19 protein-coding genes and 1 pseudogene are annotated in these 20,862 nt (G+C 73.7%); 11 read left to right on the forward strand and 9 right to left on the reverse strand.

Annotated features, from left to right (window positions below):
- The first annotated feature begins 149 nt into the window (after window positions 1-149).
- The 4 genes from ESG85_RS27820 (at window position 150) to ESG85_RS27835 (ending at window position 4,517) form a co-directional block, all read left to right on the forward strand.
- Complete coding sequence (locus tag ESG85_RS27820; RefSeq protein WP_128983931.1) at window positions 150-827, forward strand: bifunctional DNA primase/polymerase; 678 nt, start codon at window positions 150-152, stop codon at window positions 825-827.
- A gap of 196 nt (window positions 828-1,023) precedes the next feature.
- Window positions 1,024-1,869, forward strand: a complete 846-nt coding sequence (locus tag ESG85_RS27825) for an ABC transporter ATP-binding protein (protein WP_128984006.1) — start codon at window positions 1,024-1,026, stop codon at window positions 1,867-1,869.
- Window positions 1,866-3,509: a transporter gene (locus ESG85_RS27830; protein WP_128983932.1), complete on the forward strand. Its 1,644-nt coding sequence runs from the start codon at window positions 1,866-1,868 to the stop codon at window positions 3,507-3,509. Before ESG85_RS27825 ends, ESG85_RS27830 begins: the two co-directional genes overlap by 4 nt.
- Window positions 3,510-4,061: 552 nt before the next feature.
- Entirely contained in the window at window positions 4,062-4,517 is a 456-nt protein-coding gene (locus ESG85_RS27835; RefSeq protein ID WP_128983933.1) for a subtilase-type protease inhibitor, read from the forward strand.
- A gap of 41 nt (window positions 4,518-4,558) precedes the next feature.
- Here the strand turns inward: ESG85_RS27835 and ESG85_RS27840 are convergent, their stop codons facing one another.
- Complete coding sequence (locus ESG85_RS27840) at window positions 4,559-4,978, reverse strand: hypothetical protein (RefSeq protein WP_128983934.1); 420 nt, start codon at window positions 4,976-4,978, stop codon at window positions 4,559-4,561.
- An 83-nt stretch (window positions 4,979-5,061) separates the two neighbouring features.
- Between ESG85_RS27840 and ESG85_RS36805 the strand changes: the two are divergent.
- From ESG85_RS36805 to ESG85_RS27850, 3 genes and pseudogenes are all read left to right on the forward strand, one after another.
- Window positions 5,062-5,223: pseudogene (locus tag ESG85_RS36805) on the forward strand (helix-turn-helix domain-containing protein); the annotation flags it as partial.
- A gap of 37 nt (window positions 5,224-5,260) precedes the next feature.
- Window positions 5,261-5,878, forward strand: coding sequence for a DUF5753 domain-containing protein (locus ESG85_RS27845; RefSeq protein ID WP_342781426.1), 618 nt, complete (start codon window positions 5,261-5,263; stop codon window positions 5,876-5,878).
- Window positions 5,875-6,120, forward strand: coding sequence for a DUF397 domain-containing protein (locus ESG85_RS27850; RefSeq protein ID WP_128983935.1), 246 nt, complete (start codon window positions 5,875-5,877; stop codon window positions 6,118-6,120). Before ESG85_RS27845 ends, ESG85_RS27850 begins: the two co-directional genes overlap by 4 nt.
- A gap of 35 nt (window positions 6,121-6,155) precedes the next feature.
- Here the strand turns inward: ESG85_RS27850 and ESG85_RS27855 are convergent, their stop codons facing one another.
- Window positions 6,156-7,010: an alpha/beta fold hydrolase gene (locus ESG85_RS27855; RefSeq protein ID WP_128983936.1), complete on the reverse strand. Its 855-nt coding sequence runs from the start codon at window positions 7,008-7,010 to the stop codon at window positions 6,156-6,158.
- A gap of 573 nt (window positions 7,011-7,583) precedes the next feature.
- Window positions 7,584-8,276 carry an iron-dependent transcriptional repressor DtxR gene (locus ESG85_RS27860; protein WP_128983937.1) on the reverse strand — a complete coding sequence of 231 codons (693 nt, stop codon included), beginning with the start codon at window positions 8,274-8,276 and terminating at the stop codon, window positions 7,584-7,586.
- Between the two features lie 150 nt (window positions 8,277-8,426).
- Between ESG85_RS27860 and ESG85_RS27865 the strand changes: the two genes are divergently transcribed.
- Window positions 8,427-9,182: an SIS domain-containing protein gene (locus ESG85_RS27865; RefSeq protein ID WP_128983938.1), complete on the forward strand. Its 756-nt coding sequence runs from the start codon at window positions 8,427-8,429 to the stop codon at window positions 9,180-9,182.
- 58 nt (window positions 9,183-9,240) lie between these two features.
- On the opposite strand, the gene ESG85_RS27870 is transcribed toward ESG85_RS27865, so the two are convergent.
- Entirely contained in the window at window positions 9,241-10,629 is a 1,389-nt protein-coding gene (locus ESG85_RS27870) for a PAS domain-containing protein (RefSeq protein ID WP_128983939.1), read from the reverse strand.
- A gap of 204 nt (window positions 10,630-10,833) precedes the next feature.
- The gene (locus tag ESG85_RS27875) at window positions 10,834-12,114 is read right to left on the reverse strand and encodes a helix-turn-helix transcriptional regulator (RefSeq protein ID WP_425471286.1); all 1,281 of its coding nucleotides are present in this window, start codon (window positions 12,112-12,114) and stop codon (window positions 10,834-10,836) included.
- Window positions 12,115-12,389: 275 nt separating this feature from the next.
- Between ESG85_RS27875 and ESG85_RS27880 the strand changes: the two genes are divergently transcribed.
- Window positions 12,390-13,799, forward strand: coding sequence for an FAD-binding oxidoreductase (locus ESG85_RS27880; protein WP_246095330.1), 1,410 nt, complete (start codon window positions 12,390-12,392; stop codon window positions 13,797-13,799).
- 226 nt (window positions 13,800-14,025) lie between these two features.
- On the forward strand, window positions 14,026-15,429 hold the full coding sequence (locus tag ESG85_RS27885; protein ID WP_128983940.1) for an MFS transporter: 1,404 nt from the start codon (window positions 14,026-14,028) through the stop codon (window positions 15,427-15,429).
- A gap of 376 nt (window positions 15,430-15,805) precedes the next feature.
- Here ESG85_RS27885 and pdxH read toward each other — a convergent pair whose 3' ends face one another.
- Complete coding sequence (gene pdxH, locus ESG85_RS27890) at window positions 15,806-16,441, reverse strand: pyridoxamine 5'-phosphate oxidase (protein ID WP_128984009.1); 636 nt, start codon at window positions 16,439-16,441, stop codon at window positions 15,806-15,808.
- A 405-nt stretch (window positions 16,442-16,846) separates the two neighbouring features.
- On the opposite strand from pdxH, the gene ESG85_RS27900 reads away from it, so the two are divergent.
- The gene (locus ESG85_RS27900; RefSeq protein ID WP_128983941.1) at window positions 16,847-17,947 is read left to right on the forward strand and encodes a citrate synthase 2; all 1,101 of its coding nucleotides are present in this window, start codon (window positions 16,847-16,849) and stop codon (window positions 17,945-17,947) included.
- A 189-nt stretch (window positions 17,948-18,136) separates the two neighbouring features.
- Here ESG85_RS27900 and ESG85_RS27905 read toward each other — a convergent pair whose 3' ends face one another.
- The 3 genes from ESG85_RS27905 to ESG85_RS27915 all read right to left on the reverse strand — a co-directional run bounded on the left by ESG85_RS27905 (window position 18,137) and on the right by ESG85_RS27915 (window position 20,826).
- A complete protein-coding gene (locus tag ESG85_RS27905; RefSeq protein WP_128983942.1) occupies window positions 18,137-19,168 on the reverse strand; it encodes an isopenicillin N synthase family dioxygenase in 1,032 nt (343 codons plus the stop codon).
- A gap of 306 nt (window positions 19,169-19,474) precedes the next feature.
- Entirely contained in the window at window positions 19,475-20,053 is a 579-nt protein-coding gene (locus ESG85_RS27910; protein WP_128983943.1) for a TetR/AcrR family transcriptional regulator, read from the reverse strand.
- A complete protein-coding gene (locus ESG85_RS27915; RefSeq protein WP_128983944.1) occupies window positions 20,041-20,826 on the reverse strand; it encodes an enoyl-CoA hydratase family protein in 786 nt (261 codons plus the stop codon). The genes ESG85_RS27910 and ESG85_RS27915 overlap by 13 nt, the downstream gene beginning before the upstream one ends.
- Window positions 20,827-20,862: the final 36 nt, after the last annotated feature.

A 20,862-nucleotide genomic window follows, 5' to 3' on the forward strand; every position in this document is an offset into this window, starting at 1 on the left:
GCCCCCCGTCCGTCCCTACCCACCCGCCGCGTCCCGGCCCCACGCGCGCCCCCGCCCGTGCACCCGTGCGCCCCGCATGCAGGATCGATGCGTCACACCGGGCACGGTGACGCCCGTAACCCCAGGTGACGGCGGGAGTTGAGATCGACGTGGAAGAGACCATCGGAGTCACGGAAGCCGCACAGATCCCCAAGCAGCGGGGCGAGCTGCTGCTGGACAACGCCGTGCGGTACGCGGAAGAGCGGCACTGGGACGTGTTCCCCGGAACCTGGCTGGAGGCGGTCGAAGGCAGGGAGCGCTGCTCCTGCGGCGCGGAGGACTGCCCTGCGCCCGGCGCCCACCCGGCCCGTCCCGACTGGTCGACCCAGGCGACGGGCAGCGCCGTCGGCGCCCGGCGGATGTGGTCGAAGCAGCCGAAGGCGTCGATCCTGCTGCCGACCGGCCGCACCTTCGACGCGATCGAGGTGTCCGAGTCGGCCGGCTTCCTCGCGCTGGCCCGGATGGAGCGGATGGAGCTGACGCTCGGCCCGGTGACCTGCACGCCCGACCGCCGGATGTTCTTCTTTGTCCTGCCCGGCGCGGCGGCCAAGGTGCCGGACCTGGTGCGCAAGCTGGGCTGGGTGCCGACCTCGCTCGACCTCACCACCCGCGGCGAGGGCTTCTACGTGGCGGCGCCGCCGACCCGGGTCGGCGGCTTCGGTGCGGTGCAGTGGGCCCGCAAGCCCACGGCCGCGAACCGCTGGCTGCCGGACGCGGAGGAGCTGATCAGCCCGCTGGCGTACGCGTGCGGGCGGGAGGCGGCGGACGCGCGGACGCGCAGGCAGTGACGGCGCCCGTCCCCTCGCCGTCGGCGACAGCGGCCCTCCGGCGGTCCGGCCCGGTTGCCGGGCGCGGCCCGTCGTGACGGCTCTCCGGCAGTCCGGCCCACGCCTGATTGCTGGATAACGGCAATGTGGCCGGAAGGCGTTCACCCGTAAGGTTGTCCCGACTACACGGGGACAACCGAAGGGTTGACGCAACATGGTGCCTGACCAGGCATTTGATGGAGAGTTCGCAGCGGGGGGCGGCGCGCCGGAATCCGGCACGACGCCGCCCGCCGTGCAGGTCGAAGGACTGTGGAAGCGTTTCGGCCAGCAGATCGCGGTGAACGGCATCGACCTGGTGCTGCCCGCGGGCCGGTTCATCGGCCTCGTCGGCCCCAACGGTGCCGGCAAGACCACCACGCTCTCGATGATCACCGGACTGCTGCGGCCCGACTCCGGCCGCATCCGGGTCGCCGGGCACGACGTGTGGGCCGATCCGGAGTCCGTCGCCCAGGTCAAGGCGCGGATCGGCATCCTGCCGGAGGGACTGCGGCTGTTCGAGCGCCTCTCGGGCCGTGAACTCCTCGCGTACAGCGGCCGGCTACGCGGACTGCCCGGTGCCGAGGTCGACAAGCGCGCGGCCCAGCTGCTCGACGTGCTCGACCTGGCCGGCTCGCAGCACAAGCTGGTCGTGGACTACTCGACCGGCATGCGCAAGAAGATCGGCCTGGCCGCCGCGCTCCTCCACAACCCCGAAGTGCTGTTCCTCGACGAGCCGTTCGAGGGCGTCGACCCGGTCTCGGCGCAGACCATCCGCGGCGTCCTCGAGCGCTACACCTCCTCCGGCGCCACCGTCGTCTTCTCCAGCCATGTCATGGAGCTCGTGGAGTCGCTGTGCGACTGGGTGGCCGTCATGGCGGCCGGACAGATCCGCGCGCAGGGCCCGCTGGAGCAGGTGCGGGGCGACGCGCCGTCGCTGCAGGCCGCGTTCCTGGAGCTGGTCGGCGCGAACGGGCGGGACGCCGGGGAGTCCCTGGACTGGCTGGGCGGCGGTTCGGCCCGATGACCACCGCTCCCGCACCCGCCACGGCGAGGACCGCCACCGCCTCCGCCCCGTCGCTCACCTCCGTCTTCGTACGGCTCAAGCTGTCGCTCCTGAAGAACGGCCTGAAGCAGTCGGGCGGCCGGACCGCCGCCTACGTGACGTCGATCGTCCTGTCGGTGCTCTTCGCCGCCGGCATGATCCTCGGCTTCCTGCTGCTGCGCGGCCACACCGACGCGGCCGTCGTCACGGTGCTGCTCACCGGCGTCATCGCGCTCTCGTGGGCGGTCATGCCGCTGTTCGTGCCGAGCGGTGACGAGACGCTGGACCCGTCGCGGCTCGTGATGCTGCCGCTGCGGCCGCAGCCGCTGGTACGGGCGCTGCTCACGGCCTCGCTCGTCGGCGTCGGCCCGGTGCTGACCCTGTGCCTGGCGGTCGGCGCCGCCCTCGCGCTCGCGCACGGCGCCGCCGGAGTAGTCGTCGCCGTGCTCGCCGTACCGCTCGTGGTCGTCGTGTGCGTGGCGCTCTCGCGGGCCGTGGCGGCGGCGAACGTACGGCTCCTCTCCTCGCGCAAGGGCCGCGACCTGGCCGTGCTGTCCGGCCTGGTCATCGCGGTCGGCATGCAGCTCGTCAACTTCGGCGCCCAGCGCCTCGGCCGGGCCGGCGGCGTGTCGTCGCTGGAACCGGCCGCCCAGGCTGTGGGCTGGCTGCCGCCGGCGTCCGCGATCTCCGCGATCGACGCGGCGGGCGACGGCGACTACGCGGTCGCCGCGGCCAAGCTGCTGCTCAGCGCCGTCGCGGTGGTCCTCCTGGTGCAGTGGTGGCAGCGGTCGCTGGTCCGGCTCATGGTCGAACCGGACGGCTCGACCATCGGCGCGGCCTCGGACGCCGGCGCCAAGGACGCGTCGTCCTCGTCGGGCCGGCTCGGCCGGCTGCTGCCGGGCGGTCGCACCGGCACCGTGATGGAGCGCAGCCTGCGCTACATCTGGCGGGACCCGAAGACGAAGGCGGCGTGGGTGACCTCGCTGGCGATCGGCCTGATCGTCCCGATCTTCAACGCCCTCCAGGGCACGGGCTCGATCTACTTCGCGTGCTTCGCCTCGGGCATGCTCGGCATGCTGATGTACAACCAGTTCGGCCAGGACACCTCCGCCTTCTGGATGGTGATGCAGACGCTCGCGACGAAGGCCGACGCGTACGCCGAACTCCGGGCGCGCGCCCTGGCGCTGCTGGTCGTGACCGTGCCGTACACGGCGGTCGTGACGACGGTGACCGCCGGGATCCTCGGCCAGTGGGACCGGCTGCCGGGCGGCCTGGGCGTGGCGTACGCGGTGCTCGGCGCGATGATGGCGATCGGCGCGGTGGCCTCGGCCAGGTTCCCGTACTCGATCCCGCAGGAGGGCTACAAGAACGTGGCCCCGGGCCAGGGCGGCATCGCCTGGATCTCGATCTTCGGCGGCATGCTCGCCGCGGTGGTTCTCTCCGCCCCGGTCCTCGGCCTCATGATCTTCCTCCACGTCGCGGACCACCAGTCCCAGCTGTGGACCCTCCTCCCGCTCGGCGTGCTGTACGGCGCGCTGATGACCTGGGCGGGCCTGAAGCTGGCGGCACCGCGGGTGGCGAAGCGCCTGCCGGAGATCCTGGCGGCGGTGAGCAAGGGCTAGGGGTGTTTCGAAAGGAGCGTCGTTCGCCCGGAGGGCGTGACGCCCCCCGCCAGACGGGACCTTCGAAACACGTCCTAGCCGTCCAGCCGTCGGTGGCGAGGGGCCGTCGGCGACGCTGTCGCCACGCCAGTCGCCACGAGGCCGAAGGGCCGGGTTCCCGGAAGGGAGCCCGGCCCTTCGGCGTGGGGCGGCCACCGGCCTGGAGGGCGGATCGCTGGGGCGTCCCTCCCCCGTGCGGGGGAGGGTTCTGGTCGTCCGCAGCGGAGGACAGGTCTTCCAAGTCACAACCACTTTCGCGTCGTTGCAGGTCAGAAGGTCGTACGCCTTTGAACGGCCGGGCACCGCGGCAGGGCCGGGAGGCCTTGCGAGGGGCTCACGACCCTTGCGCCTACTGAACGAACGACCAGTCGGTCGGGCCTGTACGGGCGGTCCGGCCGGAAAGCGACGGACGGATGTGCGATCACGCTCCGCGTCGACAAAACTCCGGTGCGCAGCCGATCGGCTCGCAAACCCCCGTAATGCGTCACTCCGTAACCCGAAGGGACAACCCCCGTGCGTTACTTCCGTGCTCTCGGCGCCACCGCGTTCGCCACCGCGACCGGTCTCGCCCTCGTCGGCACCGCGTTCACCGGCACCGGCACCGCCGAGGCCGCCTCCGCTTCGTCCACCAGCCTGTACGCCCCGTCGGCGCTGGTCCTGACGCTCGGCCAGGGCTCCCGCCCGAGCACCGCCACCGTCGTCCGCGCGGTCACCCTGTCCTGCTCGCCCACCCCGGCCGGCACCCACCCGGCACCGGAGGAGGCGTGCGCGGAACTGAACGCCGCGGGCGGCGACTTCGGCCAGGTGATGGCCATATCGGGCGACCGCCCGTGCACCCGCGAGTGGAACCCGGTCACGGTCACCGGCGACGGCGTCTGGCAGGGCCGGCGCGTCCACTGGTCGGCGACGTACGGCAACGACTGCGAGCTGCGGTCCCGGACGGCCGAGGGCGCGGTCTTCGCGTTCTGACGGCGGCCGGCGGCCCCGGACTCCCTGACCGCTGACCACGGTCAGGTCGAGCGCACGGCACGCACGGCCATCTCGTGGAGCAGCCCCGGCTCCACGAACGGATCCTCGTCCGTCGGCGGCGACCGCCAGTCCAGGGGCCAGGTCATGCCGTGCAGCGCCGGAATCCCGACGAACGCCTCGCCGCCCCGGCCGTCGCGCGTGAGCGCACGGACCGGCGGCGGCCAGGCGTGCACGGCGGCCGTGCCGGGCGGCAACAGGAAGTACAGGTTCCGGGCGCCGGTGGCCTCCCGGACGATCGGTCCGGCCTGGAAGTCCGTGAACTCCATGAGCCGGTAGGCCACGTCCTCCCCGAGAAAGCCGCCGATGCGGACGGCGTCGAAGTGGACGCCGGCATGCCGGAGGGCATGCCCCGTGGCGGGCACCCAAGACGGCACCCTGTCAAGTGACTTGCGCGAATTCATGCGGTCAGCTTGGCGGGGCGGGTGTACTTGTGACCAGCGCCACAGGGCTTTTGTGGCGGACTGTGCGATCGGGGAGGCGGTCTGTGAACAAGGCGAGCAAGGGAAGCCCGGGCGCCGCCCAGGCGTTCGGAAGGCTGTTGCGCTTCTACCGGCAGCGAGCCGGGATCTCGCAGGAGAAGTTGGGGTCGGTCACGGGGTACTCCAAGTCTCAGGTGGCCATGATCGAGCGAGGGGAGCGCCGGGCAAGAGGGGACTTCGTCTCCGTCGCGGACCGAGAGCTGGGTGCACAAGGTGCACTGGTGGAGATCGCCGACGAGGTACCGATCAGCGCGGTGGCAGCCTGGTTCGAGGACTACCTGGAGGAGGAACGGAAGGCCGCCGGGATACTCGTACGAGCACATCCTCATCCCCGGGCTACTCCAGACTCCGGAGTACGCGCGAGCCGTGTTCGACTGCGCCACCCCTCCGTGGGACGACGACGAACGCGAGAGCATGATCGACGCCCGCATGGCCAGGCACGCGGTCCTCCATCGCAAGCCGGCCCCCCTCATCACATTCGTCCTGGAGAAGATCGCGCTCACGCGCCCCATCGGGGGACCCAAGGTCCTCAGGGACAACCTCCTCCACATCCTCGACATCGCACGCCTTCGCAACGTCGAGATCCAGGTCATGCCGGAGGCCCTGGAGTCCCACGCCGGTCTCAGCGGATCATTCGTCCTGCTGGAGACCGAACGCCGCGAGGCGCAACTCGTCTATGTCGAGGGGCTCAGTGGTAGGTACTTTCTCAGTGAACAGCCCGAGCTGGGCGACGCCTTCGCCCGGTACAGCTCCCTGCGGGCCCAAGCACTCCCCCCAGCAGAGTCGGCACGATGGATCGAACAGGTGGCCCGAGAGCTATGAGAACTGACCTCTACTGGTTCAAGAGCAGCTACAGCAGCGAGCAGCAGGGCGACTGCATCGAGATCGCCTTCGCCTGGACGAAGTCCTCGTACAGCGGCCCCCAGGGCGGCGACTGCGTCGAGGTCGCCGCCTGTCCGCACGCCGTGCACGTGCGGGACTCCAAGGACACCGCCCTGCCCTCCTTCTCCGTCTCCCCCGCCGCCTGGGCGGCGTTCCTCCACGGTCAGCGGGATCCGGCCTGAGCGGACTCGCCCGAGCGGGCGGACAGCGGGCTCCGTCAGGACGTGAGGACGCCGTTCAGGAACGGGGACACCGCCTCCCACCAGGCGTCGGCGTGTTCGTAGTGGAGGAGGTGGCCCGCGTCCGGGATCTCCGCGTAGGCGCCGTGCGGGAGGACGCGGACCATCTCCTGGGCCTCGGCGCGGCCCAGTTCGCCGTCGAGGCCGCGGACGACGAGGGTGGGGCAGCGGACCTGGGCGAGGGAGTCCCAGTGGGCGTCGTGGACCCAGGTCTCGCGGGAGGTGAGCATCTGGGCCGGGTCGAAGACCGGGCGCCAGCCGTCGGGGTGTTCGGCCATCACCTCCGCGAAGAACGCGCCGCGCGCGGGCCGGGGGCGCTCCGCCACCCACGGGTCGTCCGCGCCGAACCACTGACGGACGGCGTCCAGCGAGGGGAACGGGGCGGGCCAGCGGCGGAACCAGTCCTGCCACTCGCGCTGGGAGGCCGCGCCGAGGGCGGAGGCGCGCATGTCGCAGATGACGAGGGCGCGGACGAGGTCGGGCCGCTCGGCGGCGAGCTGCCAGGCGGTGAGGGCGCCCATGGAGTGGCCGACGAGGGTGACCGGGCCGAGGTCGAGCCGCTCGACGGCGGCGATCGCGTCCGCCACGTACGCCTCGCGCGTGAAGGGGCCGGTCGTGGGCTTCTCGCTCGCGCCGTGACCGCGCTGGTCGAGGGCGATCGTGCGGTGCCGGGCCGCGAGCCGGCCGGCGGCGGGCGCCCAGTGGGAGGCGCGGCCCATCAGCCCGTGGAGCAGTAAGACGCCGGGGCCGGTCCGCGGCGCCGTCCGTTCGGTGAAGTCCCAGGCCGCCAGGCGTACGCCGTCGGCTCCCGTGACGTCGAGTCGTCGCACCATGCTGCTCGGCACCCCCTCTTTCCCGTGGAACTGCGCCAGACTATCGAACCTGTATTCGAAAATGCGCTCCTGCCGCTCAACACCCCACGTTCGAGTGACAGCGCTCAAGGATTGACGGCTGCGGCCGAGGGGAGATCTCCAACGGGAGGCGGACCGCTCGGGGAAATCGGTCCGAGGGGATTGACCCTGGGAGCTCGGGGCTCCGGGTCAGCACAGGGGAGGACGGACCCCGGCGCCGCGAGGCGCCGGGGTTCCTTGTCGTTCGTGTCGCTCTTGTCGTCCTTCTCGTCCCTGTCACAGGGAGGGCGGCCCACATGCCACCAGCGTGGCACGAGAGGGGCCACGGCCGTGGCGATTCCGCCGTAAAACGGGCCCGAGGCGGGTCCGAGGCGGGCACGAGGCGGCCGGAGGCGGGTCCGAGGCGGGCACGAGGCGGTCCGGAGCCGGGCACGCGGGTCGGTCTGCCCGCGCTCTACGCCGGGCCGGGCGCCCGGCGCCCGGCGTTCGAGGCCCGGCGCCCGGCGATCCGTACACAACGCCTGGCTTCGTGCTCAGCGCATGGCTTCGTGGTGCTCAGCGCTTGGCGACGAAGACGTGTGCCGCGACCTCGCTGTCCAGCTCGGCCGCCTCGCCGCTGCTGCCGACCAGGACGCCGCCCGGCGACTCCGTCACCGAGACCACGGAACCGGGCTGCACGCCCGCCCGCCGCAGCGTGTACATCAGCTGGGCGTCCGTCTGGATCGGCTCGCCGATGCGGCGGACGATCACCGTCTTGCCCTCGCCGCCGGCGTCCAGGTCGGCGAGCGAGACCATCGAGTCGTCCAGGAAGGACTCCGCCTCGGCCTTCTCGCCCAGCTCCTCCAGGCCCGGGATCGGGTTGCCGTACGGCGACTCCGTCGGGTGACGGAGCAGCTCGAGGACGCGGCGCTCCACGGCCTCGCTCATCACGTGCTCCCAGCGGCAGGCCTCGGCGTGGACCTGCTCCCACTCCAGACCGATCACGTCGACGAGCAGACACTCGGCCAGCCGGTGCTTGCGCATCACGCGGGTGGCCAGGCGGCGGCCCTCCTCCGTGAGCTCCAGGTGACGGTCGCTGGCGACGGCCACCAGTCCGTCGCGCTCCATGCGGGCCACCGTCTGGCTGACGGTCGGACCGCTCTGGTCCAGCCGCTCGGCGATCCGGGCGCGCATGGGGACCACACCTTCCTCCTCGAGCTCAAGGATGGTGCGGAGATACATCTCCGTGGTGTCGATCAGTCCGGACATACGTGCCCCTCGATGAGTCGTGCGCTGGCCCTGCCCCAATTCTTGCGCATCGCGCCGACAACCGGAGCCCGCCGGGGCGAGGCGGTATTGACAGAGCAATGGTCCAGACCGCACCGTGATCCGCGACCACGACGAGAAGGAGTCGCCGCCATGGGCGAGAGCAAGCTGGCCGGACAGTTCTTCGACGCCGCGATCGGCCTGCTCCAGAAGGTGCGGGACGAGGACGCGGCGGAGGTCGCGGCCGCCGGCACGGCGATCGCCGAGGCCGTCGCGAACGGCAACCGTCTCTTCGCCTTCGGCGCGGGACACTCCTCGCTGGCCGCGCAGGACGTGGTGTACCGGGCCGGCGGCCTGGCCCTGATGAACCTGCTGGCCGTGCCGGGCGCCGTCGGCGTCGACGTCATGCCCGCCACCCTCGGCTCGGCCCTGGAGCGGGTCGACGGCCTGGCCGGCGCGGTCCTGGACTCGTCCCCGGCGAGCGCCGGGGACGTCCTGATCATCGTCTCGCTGTCCGGGCGCAACGCCCTGCCCGTCGAGATGGCCATGAACGCGCGGGCGCTCGGTCTGACCGTGATCGGCGTGACCTCGGTGGCGTACGCGACGGAGACGAAGTCCCGGCACGTCTCGGGCACCTTCCTGAAGGACCACTGCGACATCGTCCTCGACTCCCGGATCGCCGTCGGCGACGCCGAACTCACCCACGAGGGCATCGAGGCGCCCTTCGCGCCGGCGTCGACCGTCGTCACCAGCGCCCTGATGCAGGCCACGATGGCCGCGGCGGCCGAGGAACTGGTCCGCCGCGGCATCGAGCCGCCGCTGCTGCGCTCGGGCAACGTGGACGGCGGCCACGAGTGGAACGGCCGCGTGATGACGGAGTACGGCGACCGCATCTTCTTCCGCCACTGAGGCGGGAAACGCACGAGGGGGCCGTGGCGGGAACTCGCCGCGGCCCCCTCGTTCTGTGTCAGGTCCCGTCTCCGCCCGCACACCACCGTCCCGCCAGCGCCAGGGACGCCGCCACGCGGGCCGTGACCGTTTCCGCGTAGAGGGTGTCCTCGGGGGCGAAGGCGGGGCGGGAGCGGGAGCGGAGGAAGGTGGTGACGCCCAGGGTGCGGGCGCGGGAGCGGAGGGGGAGGCAGAGGGCGTGGGCCGTGTCGGGGGGCCAGTGGCGGTCGCGGTCGGGGGCCGTGCCCGGGGTGCCGCTCGTGGCGGTGGGGCCCGGGCGGGTGAGTGCTTCGAGGGCCGGGTGGGCGGGGGCGTAGCGGAGCGGGATGCCGCCGGCGGTGACGGGGGCGACCGGGCCGGGTGCGCCGGTGGGCGTGGCGAGGGCGCGGACGAGTCGGCCGTCGGCGGTGGCCCGGTCGACGAGGACGTGGTCCGCGAAGCCCGCCAGGGCGAAGTCGAGGAGGACGGCCGCGGCCCGCACCGGGTCCTCGCACTCGGCCGCCGCCGCGCTGGCCCGGTGCAGCTGGCTCCAGCGGAACCGCAGCCGGTCGGCGTCCTGTTCGGCGAGGCGGGCGTCCGTGACGTCCTGGAACAGCCAGCCGACCCCGAGCGGCACCGGCTCCGGGCCCTCGGCGAACGGCGAGGCGAGCCGCACGAACCCGCACCGCAGGCAGCGGCGGCGGTCACCGCGGGTGCCGCGCACGGTCAGCCACACGTCGGCGGGTTCGCCCGGCGAGCCGGTGGCCAGGACGTGCTGGACGGCCGCCTCCAGCTCTTCGGCGCCCTGGCCGACGAGGTCGCCCAGCGGGCGGCCGAGGAGTGCGCCGCGCGGCAGGCCGAGGGTGCGGGCCGCGTGGTCGTTGACGGCGGCGGGGCGCAGGTCCGCGTCGACGAGGACCACACCCCACGCGGCGTCCGCGAACAGGGCCTCGCTGAGCGCGATCGAGCGCTCCAGGTCGATCTGGACGTGCACTTCCGTGAAGGCGAGGTACACGCCCGCCGGCCGGCCGTCGGCACCGCGCACGCCCGTCGCCTGCGTGCGGACGAGGACCCGGCCGCCGTCCTTGCGCAGCAGGGCGAACTCGTGGACGTGCCGCCCCGGCGCGGTCATCGACCGCATCAGTCCGGCCAGGATCTCCTCGGCGTCGGCGCGACGGGCGGCCCACCCGTCGAACCCGCGCCGCCCGACGGCCTCGCGGGCGCTCCAGCCGAGGATCCGCTCGGCCTCCCTGTTCCAGTGCGTGACCGCCCCGGCGGCGTCGAGCGCGCACAGCGCCGCGTCCATCCCGTCGAGCAGTGCGGCGAGCAGATCGGCCCCGGCAACCCCCGGAACCCTCGCCGTGCCCGTCGCGCCGGCCGCGTCGGCCGTGCCACTCGCAGAGCCACTTGCGCCACCAGAGCCACTCATCCGGGCACCCCCCGGACATCATTCAACTCGAACGTGACCCAGAACACATCCCTTTCGGGGAAACCGGTACGGGGTGGATACGAGGTGAACAGGTGACGGGGCGACGGGACGACGGGACGAAGAAGCGAACCGGCGAACCGGCGAAGAGGTCCGGGGCGAAGAGGTCCGGGGCGAAGGGGTTTGGGCAAAGCGGCCCGGGGCGGGTCAGTCGTGGGTCCGGAGCGTGCCGCGTTCCGCGAGCGGCGCGTAGTACTCCGTGAACAGTCTGCCGACCAGTTCGCCGCGGCTGGACACGCCGACCTTCTCGAAGATGCTCTTGATGTAGTCGCGGACGGTGTGCGGGGACAGATGGAGCTGCTCCGCGATTCTCCCCGTCGGCAGCCCGCGCGCGATGCACCGCGTCACCTCGGCCTCCCGCTCGGTCAGCTCGAAGGCGTCGACGACCAGCGGCACGATCTCGGAGGTCTTGGCCGGTTCGACCACCACCGCCGACGGGCCGAGCCGGCCGTCGGACTCGCGCAGGCACGAGGCGTGGCACACCAGCCAGTGCCCGCGCCGGGTGCGCACCCGCACGCGCGCGTGGCCCCGGTCACGGCCCTGGGAGACGGCGCGGGCCTTGAGGGCGGTGGCCTGGACCCAGGCGGGCACCCGCAGTCCGGCGCCGGCGACGACGGCCGGGCCTTCGGGCAGGTCGGCGAGGTGCGCCCGGGCGTCGTCGTTGGCGGAGAGCAGGGCGCCCGAGGCGTCGAAGAGGAGCAGACCGGGCCCGTGCGGCGAGTCCGGCAACGGCTGCGGCGACGTGCCCGCGAAGGAGCGGAGCTTGCGGGCGAGCGGCGTCACCAGGCTCTCCACCAGCCGGTTCTCGACGGGGCCGAACGCCGGGCGCCCGTGCGCCCGGAACAGGCTGATGTGACCGTGCGGGCGCCCGCCGACGCGCAGCACGGCCCGTAACTCGTCCTGGAGGCCCCGGGGTTTCATGAAGGAGTGGTAGAGGCCGCTGCGGGCCGGCAGGTCTCCGGTGGCCTCACGCAGGCCCGCCACCGGCACCGCGGCCCGGGCGAGGTCGCGGAAGAGGTTCACGTTCTCCGTGAACAACTCGGTCTCCCAGTAGACGGCGCAGCCGTGCTCGTCCAGGTTCTCGGCCCGGATCGGGGCGGCCATCATGCCGGTCTCGGGGTCCGTGACGCGCCAGACGGCGGCGTCGTACGGGACGAGCCTGCGCAGGTGACGCGACGCCTCGGCGAACATGCCGAGGGCGTCGGCGCTGTTCGCCGCGCGCGCGAGGAGTTCCGCGCGGGCGATCTCGATCCGCTCGGTCCGCCCCGTCCGCTCGGACCGTCCCGTCCGCTCGGTCCAACCCGTCCGTTCGGACCGCCCCGTCCGCTCGGTCCGTCCCGCCTCTTCGGTCCGTCCCGTCCGTCCGGACCGTCCCGCGTGTTCGGTCCGTCCCGTCCGCTCGGTCCGTTCGATCTGTTCGTGGGCCATCCGTCGATCGTGTCAGCGGCCGGGAGGCGCGCCAACCCCTCGCTTGAGGGGGGTCCGGCCGGCGGAGTCCCTCCCCGGCGGGGGGTGGGGCGGGGCCGCCCGGATCGCGAGACTCGTCGGCGTCTCCACCGCCGGGGGCAGTGCGGCGGGTACGGGCCGTCCCTCCCACCCGCCGCCTGCCGACCGCCGCCGCACCCGCCTGACCCGCCCCCCTCACGGCGCCCTCACCCCCTCACGGCGCCCCCACGCCCGTACGCAGCAGAAAGGAGCCGTCCGTGGCTCTCCGGCCGCAGCACTCCGTCATCCCCTCCTCAGCACCCGCCCCCGCCCGCTCCGCCCTCCCCGACGGCGCCGTCGCCCGGCTCGTCGCCGAGGTGAAAGGCGAGGTCTTCCGGCCGGGCGACCCCGGTTACGCGGCCGAGCTCGACGGCTTCAACCTGATCGGCCGGCACCGCCCCGCGCTCGTCGTGGGCGCCGTCACCGCCGAGGACGTCGCCGCCGCCGTCCGTTTCGGCGCCGGACTCGGGCTGGCCGTCGGCGTCCACGCCACCGGCCACGGCATCGCGGCGCCCGACGAGGACGCCGTCCTCGTCACCACCCGCCGGATGAACGCCGTCGCCGTCGACCCGGTCGCACGGATCGCCCGCGTCGAGGCCGGCGCCCGCTGGCACCAGGTCGTCGCCACCGCCGCGTACCACGGTCTCGCGCCGCTCAACGGCTCCTCGCCCCTCGTCGGCGTCGTCGGCTACACCCTCGGTGGCGGGCTCGGCCCGCTCGGCCGGCTGTACGGGTACGCCGCCGACCACGTCACCCGCGTCCACCTCGTCACCGCCGACGGCCGGCACCGGACCGTCACCGCCGCCTCCGACGCCGAGCTGTTCTGGGCACTGCGCGGCGGCAAGGGCAACTTCGGCATCGTCACCGCCCTCGAGTTCGGCCTCGTTCCCGTCACCCGGCTCTACGGCGGCGGCCTCTCCTTCCCCGGCGCCGAGGCCGCCGCCGTGCTCGACGCCTGGCGGACCTGGACCGCCGGGCTGCCCGAGACCCTGACCTCCTCGGTCGCCCTGCTCCGGCCGCCCGCCCTCCACCACGTGCCCGACCACCCGGCCGGCGAACTCGCCGTGCACGTCCGGATCGCGTTCACCGGCACCTGGGAGGACGGCGAAGAGCTGCTGCGCCCGCTGCGCGCGGCGGGCACCCTCCTGGCCGACACCGTCGCCGACATGCCGTACAGCGCGGTCGCCGAGATCCACCAGGACCCGACCGAGCCCCTGCCGTACCACGAACGGAACGTCGTCCTGCGGGAGTTCGACGAGGGCGCCCTCGCCGCGCTGCTCGCCGCCGCCGGGCCGGGCAGCGGCTGTACGGACCCGATGGTGGAGCTACGGCACCTGGGCGGGGCGCTGTCCCGGCCGCCCGCCGTCCCCAACGCGGTGGGCCGCGACGGGGCGTTCACCCTGTCTACGCTGTCGCTGCCGGGCTCGCCCGACGTCGTGCTCGACCGGCTCGCCGCCTGGTCGACCGGGCGCCGATACCTCAACTTCCTCGCCGGGCCGGACACGAGCCGGTCGGCTGCCGAGTGCTTCGACCCGGAGACGCTCGCGCGACTGCTGCGCGCGAAGCGGCGGCACGACCCGGAGAACGTGTTCCGGCTCGGCCACGCGCTGCTCCCCGAACCGGCCTGAACCGCCCTGAGCCGCCCTCAACACCGCCCTGAACACCGCCCTGAACACCGCTCTGAACACCGCCCTGAACACCGCCCTGAACACACCGGCCTGAACCAGCCCCGTTCCCGCTCCCGCCGACCCCCTGGGCTCCCCCTCCCGCCAACCCCCATGGCCCCCACACCTTCCCGCGCCCTCCCGCGCCTCCCCGCGCCTTCACCCCTTCCGTCTCCGTAGGAGGAGACCCATGACCAGCGACCAGGCCGCGCCCACCGGCCCCCGATCCGTCCCCGGCCGGCCGTCCCCCACCGCCCGCCGGCCCGCTCCCGCCCCCGCCGTCCCCGTCCACGCCTCCCGGTCCGCCGGGCTGCGCTACGGCGCGCTGTTCGGGCCCGCCGTCTTCGGCGTCACCGCCGCCGGAGTCGCCCTGCCCGACGTCGCCGGGGCCCTGCACGCCACCCCCGCCACCGCCGCCTGGGTGCTGACCGCCCACGCCCTCGCCCTCGGTGTCGGCACCGCGCTCTTCGGGCGGCTCGCCGACGCCAGGGGCGTGCGCGTCTCGCTGCTCGTCGGCTCGCTCGTGCTCGCCGTCGGCGCCGTCGTCTGCCTGTTCGCCCCGGACATCGGCGTCCTCGTCGCGGGCCGCTTCGTGCTCGCCGCCGGGTCCGGTGCCATGACCTCCGGCGCACTCGCGCTGACCGCGTCCGCTCCCCCGGCCGACCGGCCCAGGGTGCTCGGCGGGTTCGGCGCCACGATGGCCGTGTTCTCGGCCGGCGCCACCCTCGCCGGCGGCGTCCTCACCCAGTGGGCGAGCTGGCGGATCGTGCTCGTCCTGCCCGCGCTCTCGCTGCTCGCCGTGCCGCTGTGCCTGCGGGCCGCCGCGGCCCGGGCCGGCAGCGGCCGCCGTCTCGACCTGCCCGGCGCGGTGCTCCTGACCGTCGCCGCCATGTCCTTCCTGCTGCTCGTGCAGTCGTACGCGCTCGGTCTCGCCGGCCCGCTCGTGGCCGGGCTCGCCGTCGCGCTGGCGGGGTCGCTGGTCGGTCTGGTCCGGCGGGTGCGCACCGTGGAGGGCTCGTTCGTGCCGCGCCGGCTGGTCGCCGACCGGATGTTCCTGCGCGCCTCGCTCACCGGCGCCGGCGCGTACGCGGGCCTGTTCGCCGCCATGTACCTGGTGCCGCAGATCCTCGTCGGCGGGCACGGATGGAGCGTCCTCGCCGTCGGTACGTGGCTGCTGCCCGGCGCTGTCGCCGGCGCCGTGCTGTCCCGGTTCGCGGGCCGGTTCGCGGGCGGCCGGGCCGGTTCCGTGCTGCTCGGGCTGATCGCGCTGGCCATGGCCGTCGTCCTGGCCGGGTCGGCCGTCACCGGCAGCCCGGCGCCGCCGCTCGTCGGCGCCTCGCTCGGCTTCGCCGCGTTCGCGGTCACCCAGGTCGTCACGACCGCCCTGATGTCCACGCACGTCGAGCCGAGTCTGCGGGGCGGCGCCATGGGTCTGCTCAACCTCGCCTTCTTCGTCGGCGGCGGCGTCGGCAGCGCCACCGCGGGCGCGCTGGTGAAGTCCATGGAGCTGACGGGCGTGCTCGCGGTCGTCGCCGTCTTCCCGCTGGCCGCGGCCGCGGCCGCGTTCTGGACGGGTGCCGTGACGGCGCCGTGACCGCTCCCGCACGGCTCCCGGCGGCTCCCGGACGGCTCCCGGACGGCTCCCGGAAAAAAGGGGTTGAACGGCGGGCGCAAGGTTCTTAGTGTGTGGGCACACGCGAAAGGAGGTGATCCGAAAAAATGGTTTCTTTTCGGACTCGTGAGGTGACTGCGGGCTAAGGCCTGCCGTCGCACTCTGTGCACCTCGGCAGGCCCTCTGCCGAACACCACCGCAGTCACCCGACCCGTGGGCCGCCGGTCAGTCCGGCCGGCTCCCGTCCGAACCTAGGCGGACGGGACCAAGGCCCACGGGTCGTTTGCGTTTCCCGGGGCGTCCGCGTTCCGGGTCGCCGCCGTACCCGCCGACGCCGACGGCGGCGAGAAGCCGTGCTTCAGGGCGACAGCCGCTCCACCCGCCAGGTCTCCGCCTCGGGCGTGTCCCGTACGTAGCGCAGCCGGTCGTGCAGCCGGTTCTCGTGGCCCTGCCAGAACTCCACGGTCTCCGGGACGACCCGGAAGCCGCCCCACTCCGGCGGCACCGGCACCTGCTCGCGTTCCGGGTAGCGGGCGGCCAGTTCCCCGTACCGGGCGAGCAGCTCGGCCCGCGACTCGATCACCTGGGACTGGTGGCTGGCCCACGCGCCCAGCTGCGAGCCGTGCGGCCGGGTGCGGAAGTAGGCCACCGTCTCGTCCCGGCCGACGCGGGCGGCGCGGCCGGTGACGATGACCTGCCGGGCCAGCGGGTGCCAGGGGAAGAGCAGCGCGACGTACGGGTTGGCGTCCAGCTCGCGGCCCTTGCGGGAGCCGTAGTTGGTGAAGAAGACGAAGCCGGCCGCGTCGTAGTGCTTGAGCAGCACCGTGCGGGAGGACGGGCGGCCGTCGGGGGTGGCGGTGGAGACGACCATCGCGTTCGGCTCGTGGATCGCCGGACTCGCGGCGGTCTCCTTGAACCAGCGCGCGAACTGTTCGACCGGTTCGGGTGCGAGGTCGGCCACGGTGAGCTCCATGGTCCGGTACTGCTCGCGCATGTCGGCGGGGTCGAGAGCGTCGGGATCGAGAGCGTCGGTCACGGACCCATCCTGCCGCATCGATCACGGGGGCCGTCCGCCGCCTCGAGCCCGCCGTCCGCCGCCTCGAGCCCGCCGTCCGCCGCCTCGGGCGCCTGCCGCCGGGCCACGGGTCGCCTGGCCGCCCGGGCCACGGGCCACGGCCGGTCGCTCGCGCAGAGGTTCAGTCTGCCCGGCACGGCGTGCCGTTAACCCTTCCTCGCCGGAACGGCGCACTGTGCCGGATGTCACGCTTCCCCGCATCATCGGAACCGTACAGACTCATGCGCTGGATCCCTGTTGCGTCCCACCAAGACCACCGGTCGAATGATTGATCATCGATCAGCCGTTCTCCACGACTGATCCTCATTGCTGGAGGAGCCGCCCATGTCCGACTTCGTACCCGGGCTCGAAGGAGTCGTCGCGTTCGAGACGGAGATCGCCGAACCCGACAAGGAGGGCGGCGCCCTTCGCTACCGCGGGGTCGACATCGAGGACCTGGTCGGTCACGTCTCCTTCGGCAACGTGTGGGGCCTGCTGGTCGACGGTGCGTTCAACCCGGGTCTGCCGGCGGCCGAGCCGTTCCCGATCCCGGTGCACTCCGGTGACATCCGCGTCGACGTGCAGTCCGCGCTCGCCATGCTCGCGCCGGTCTGGGGACTCAAACCGCTCCTGGACATCTCCGCCGAGCAGGCCCGTGACGACCTCGCCCGCGCCGCCGTCATGGCACTGTCCTACGTCGCCCAGTCGGCGCGCGGCCAGGGCCTGCCGATGGTGCCGCAACGCGAGATCGACAAGGCGCAGTCCATCGTCGAGCGGTTCATGATCCGCTGGCGCGGCGAGCCGGACCCGAAGCACGTCAAGGCCGTCGACGCCTACTGGACCTCGGCCGCCGAGCACGGCATGAACGCCTCCACCTTCACCGCCCGCGTCATCGCCTCCACCGGCGCGGACGTGGCCGCGGCCCTGTCCGGCGCCGTCGGCGCCATGTCCGGCCCGCTGCACGGCGGCGCGCCGTCCCGCGTCCTCGGCATGATCGAGGAGATCGAGCGGACCGGCGACGCGACGGCCTACGTGAAGCAGGCCCTCGACAAGGGCGAGCGGCTGATGGGCTTCGGCCACCGCGTGTACCGCGCCGAGGACCCCCGCGCCCGCGTCCTGCGCCGTACGGCCAAGGAGCTCGCGGCGCCGCGCTTCGAGGTCGCCGAGGCGCTGGAGAAGGCGGCCCTGGAGGAGCTGCACAACCGCCGGCCCGACCGGGTCCTCGCCACCAACGTCGAGTTCTGGGCGGCGATCGTCCTCGACTTCGCCGAGGTCCCGGCGCACATGTTCACGTCGATGTTCACCTGCGCCCGTACGGCGGGCTGGTCGGCGCACATCCTGGAGCAGAAGCGCACCGGCCGCCTCGTCCGCCCGTCGGCCCGCTACACGGGCCCCGGCCAGCGGGACCCGCGCGAGATCGAGGGCTACGGCGACATCACCGGCTGACACTCCGCGCCGGCGACGTCACCGGCCGTCCGGCCCGCCCCGCCGGACGACATCACCAGCCGGCCCTCCCCGGCCGGGAGCACCGGCCGGGGAGGGGTCGCCGGTGAGGAGCGCGACAAGGACGGCCGCGCCGGCCGGCGCCTTCCCGCCCGGGACGGCCTCGCCGGCCGGCCGTCCCCGCCGCACCCGCTACGCCGACATCGCCGGCCGGCCGTTCCTGACCAGCAGGTCCGCGTGGTGGCGGGCCGCCGCGAGCGGGTGGGCGCGCAGCTTGCCCTTCAGCTCGTTGAGGCCGTACTCGGCGAACAGCGGGTTCACCGGGTCGGCGGTCACGCCGGGCGCGGCGGCGGCGTACGGGAAGTCCAGCGGGGTGATCCGGGCGTCGAGGCGCGGGTTGTAGAAGAACGGGACGGAGAACCGTTCCGTCGCCCCGGGCGGCGACACCACGCGGTGGTTGGTGGCGACGAGATAGCCGTTCGTCGCCACCTCGAGGAGCTCGCCCAGGTTCACGACGAACGCGCCCGGCAGCGGCGGCACGTCGTGGAAGAGTCCGTCCTCCCGCTCGACCTGGAGCCCGCCCACCTGGTCCTGCAGGAGCAGGGTGAGGAAGCCGTAGTCCTTGTGCGCGCCGACGCCCTGGTCGTCGCCCTCGCCGCTGCTTCCGGGGTAGCGGACCAGCTTGAGGTGCGGGTGGGCGCGGGCGCCGAAGACGTCGTCGTAGAAGTCGGGCGCGGCGCCGATGGACGCGAGCAGCTCGTGCAGCAGGCGCTCGGCGACGCCGGACAGCCGCTCGATCCAGTTGAGCGCCGCGAGGCGCAGCTCGGGCAGCCGCTCGGGCCACTGGTTGGGCCCCTGCAGCCACCAGTACGGCGGCTCGCCCGGCGCCGGTACGTGCGCGGGCCGCTCGGCCCCGATGTCCAGCTGGTCCCGCCAGTCCCGGGCCCCGCCGGTGCGCTCGTCGCCGATGCGGGTGTAGCCGCGGAAGTGCGGTGAGTTCGTGGTGTCGAGCGCGAGCCGGTCGCCCTCGGGCAACGCGAAGAACGCGTGCATCGCGTCGGTCAGCGCCCGGGTCTCGGCCTCGGTCACACCGTGCCCGACGAGCTGGAAGAAGCCCACGTCATGGGCGGCGGAGTGGAGCTGCGCGTGCAGCAGCCGGCGGGCCTGGGGCCCGCGGTCGGCGGCGGCGAGGTCGACGATGGGAAGCTGCGAGGGGTAACTCATGATGTGCGTCCGCGGTGGGTGTACGGCGCCCGGTGCGACGCGGGGGTGTGCGTCCTGCCGGGCGGTGGGGTGGGCGGGCCGGGGATCGGCGCCGACCGGTTCCGGGTCAGCGCCGGCCGGGACAGCCCATGCTCGCGACGCGGAGCAGGTCCACGTGGCGACGACGTACGAGCGAAAGCATGCGACCAGCGTACTGCGCGCCCGCCTCCCGGGACGTGGCGCGCGTCACTTCGCGGGCGGGTCCCGGCGGTACCGCCCCGAAGGGCCTGCCCGGCCGCGGACCGGGCCGGTCCGGAGCCCGCCGGGTCAGCCCAGGGCCTCGTCCAGGAGGCGGGTCCACTGGGCGACGACGCGTTCGCGGCGGGCGCGGTCGTCGGTCAGGAGGGTGGCGAGGCCGAGGCCGCGGGCCATGTCGAGAAGGCCCTGGACGGACTCGCGGACGCCCGGGCGGGACTCGTCGGCGCCGAGGAGCTGGACGGCGATGCGGTGCGAATCGCGGCCCACGCGGGCCTCCAGCTCGGTGACGCGGGGCCGCAGCTGCTCCTCGTTGGAGGCGGCGACCCACAGGTGGAGGGCGGCGCGGAAGAGCGGGCCGGTGTAGAGGTCGACGAGGGCGGCGACCACCGCCCGGCGGTCCTGGGTGGGGAGCGTCCGCAGCGCCTGGGAGCGTTCCTCCGCCACGTACTCGACGGCCGCCGTGAACAGGTCCTCCCGGGTCGGGAAGTGGTGCTGGGCGGCGCCCCGGGACACCCCGGCGCGTTCCGCCACCACCGCGACGGTGGAGCCCGCCCAGCCGCGCTCGGCCAGGCAGGCCACCGCCGCCTCCAGGAGCCGCTGCCGGGTGGCGCGGCTCCTGTCCTGCTTCGGGCCGGTCAGAGCCGCCACATCGGGTCCCGTCGTTCGAGGAAGGCCGTCATCCCTTCGCGTGCCTCGGCCGAGGCGAACAGCGAGGCCGACAACTGCACCAGCTCCTCCGCCTCGCGTTCGAAGGTGTCCAGGACTTTAGCCGTGACCAGCCGCTTCGCCTCACGCAGCCCCTGCGGGGAGCCCTGCCGCAGCCCGTCGAGGATCCGCTCGCGGTCGGCGAGCGGCGCCGTCACCAGGCCCATCGCCAGCGCCTCCGCCGTGCCGAAGCGCTCGCCCGTCAGGTAGTACCGCGCCGCCGCCCGCGGTTCGAGCCGGGGCAGCAGCGTCAGCGAGATCACCGCGGGCGCCACCCCGATCCGTACCTCGGTGAGGGCGAAGTCCGAGTCCTCCGAGGCGAGCACGACGTCGCACGCGCCGAGGAGGCCGAGTCCGCCGGCCCGGGCGTGGCCGTCGACGACGCCCACGACCGGTTTCGGTAGCTCGACGACCTGCCGGAGCAGGTCCACGAAGGCGTACGGCCCGGGCGGGGCCTTCAGGTCGGCGCCCGCGCTGAAGGTGCCGCCCGTGTGGGTGAGGACCACCGCCCGGACCGCCGGGTCCTTGCCGCACGCGGTGAGCGCGTCGGCGAGCTCGGCGACCAGCGGGGCGGAGAGCGCGTTGCGGTTGGCCGGGGAGTCCAGGGTGAGCGTGGCGACGCCCCGGTCGTGCGCGGTGCCGACGAGGCGCGTGCGCGGCTCCCCGGCGTTCGTACGCGGCTTCTCGGCGTTCGTGCGCTGTCCCTCACGGCTCATGTGCGGCTCCCCGGCGTTCGTGCGTGTCCCTCACGG

The organism is Streptomyces roseicoloratus, from assembly GCF_004117935.1.
Lineage (GTDB): Bacteria > Actinomycetota > Actinomycetes > Streptomycetales > Streptomycetaceae > Streptomyces > Streptomyces roseicoloratus.

Bases quoted from the DNA above. Each gene is read 5' to 3' on its own strand.
- ESG85_RS27860 (WP_128983937.1), bottom strand. From the start codon at position 8,276: ATGTCCGGACTGATCGACACCACGGAGATGTATCTCCGCACCATCCTT.
- pdxH (WP_128984009.1), bottom strand. From the start codon at position 16,441: ATGCGCGAGCAGTACCGGACCATGGAGCTCACCGTGGCCGACCTCGCA.
- ESG85_RS27915 (WP_128983944.1), bottom strand. From the start codon at position 20,826: ATGAGCCGTGAGGGACAGCGCACGAACGCCGAGAAGCCGCGTACGAAC.
- ESG85_RS27905 (WP_128983942.1), bottom strand. From the start codon at position 19,168: ATGAGTTACCCCTCGCAGCTTCCCATCGTCGACCTCGCCGCCGCCGAC.
- ESG85_RS27865 (WP_128983938.1), top strand. From the start codon at position 8,427: ATGGGCGAGAGCAAGCTGGCCGGACAGTTCTTCGACGCCGCGATCGGC.
- ESG85_RS27840 (WP_128983934.1), bottom strand. From the start codon at position 4,978: ATGAATTCGCGCAAGTCACTTGACAGGGTGCCGTCTTGGGTGCCCGCC.
- ESG85_RS27850 (WP_128983935.1), top strand. From the start codon at position 5,875: ATGAGAACTGACCTCTACTGGTTCAAGAGCAGCTACAGCAGCGAGCAG.
- ESG85_RS27875 (WP_425471286.1), bottom strand. From the start codon at position 12,114: ATGGCCCACGAACAGATCGAACGGACCGAGCGGACGGGACGGACCGAA.
- ESG85_RS27870 (WP_128983939.1), bottom strand. From the start codon at position 10,629: ATGAGTGGCTCTGGTGGCGCAAGTGGCTCTGCGAGTGGCACGGCCGAC.
- ESG85_RS27830 (WP_128983932.1), top strand. From the start codon at position 1,866: ATGACCACCGCTCCCGCACCCGCCACGGCGAGGACCGCCACCGCCTCC.
- ESG85_RS27855 (WP_128983936.1), bottom strand. From the start codon at position 7,010: ATGGTGCGACGACTCGACGTCACGGGAGCCGACGGCGTACGCCTGGCG.
- ESG85_RS27900 (WP_128983941.1), top strand. From the start codon at position 16,847: ATGTCCGACTTCGTACCCGGGCTCGAAGGAGTCGTCGCGTTCGAGACG.
- ESG85_RS27885 (WP_128983940.1), top strand. From the start codon at position 14,026: ATGACCAGCGACCAGGCCGCGCCCACCGGCCCCCGATCCGTCCCCGGC.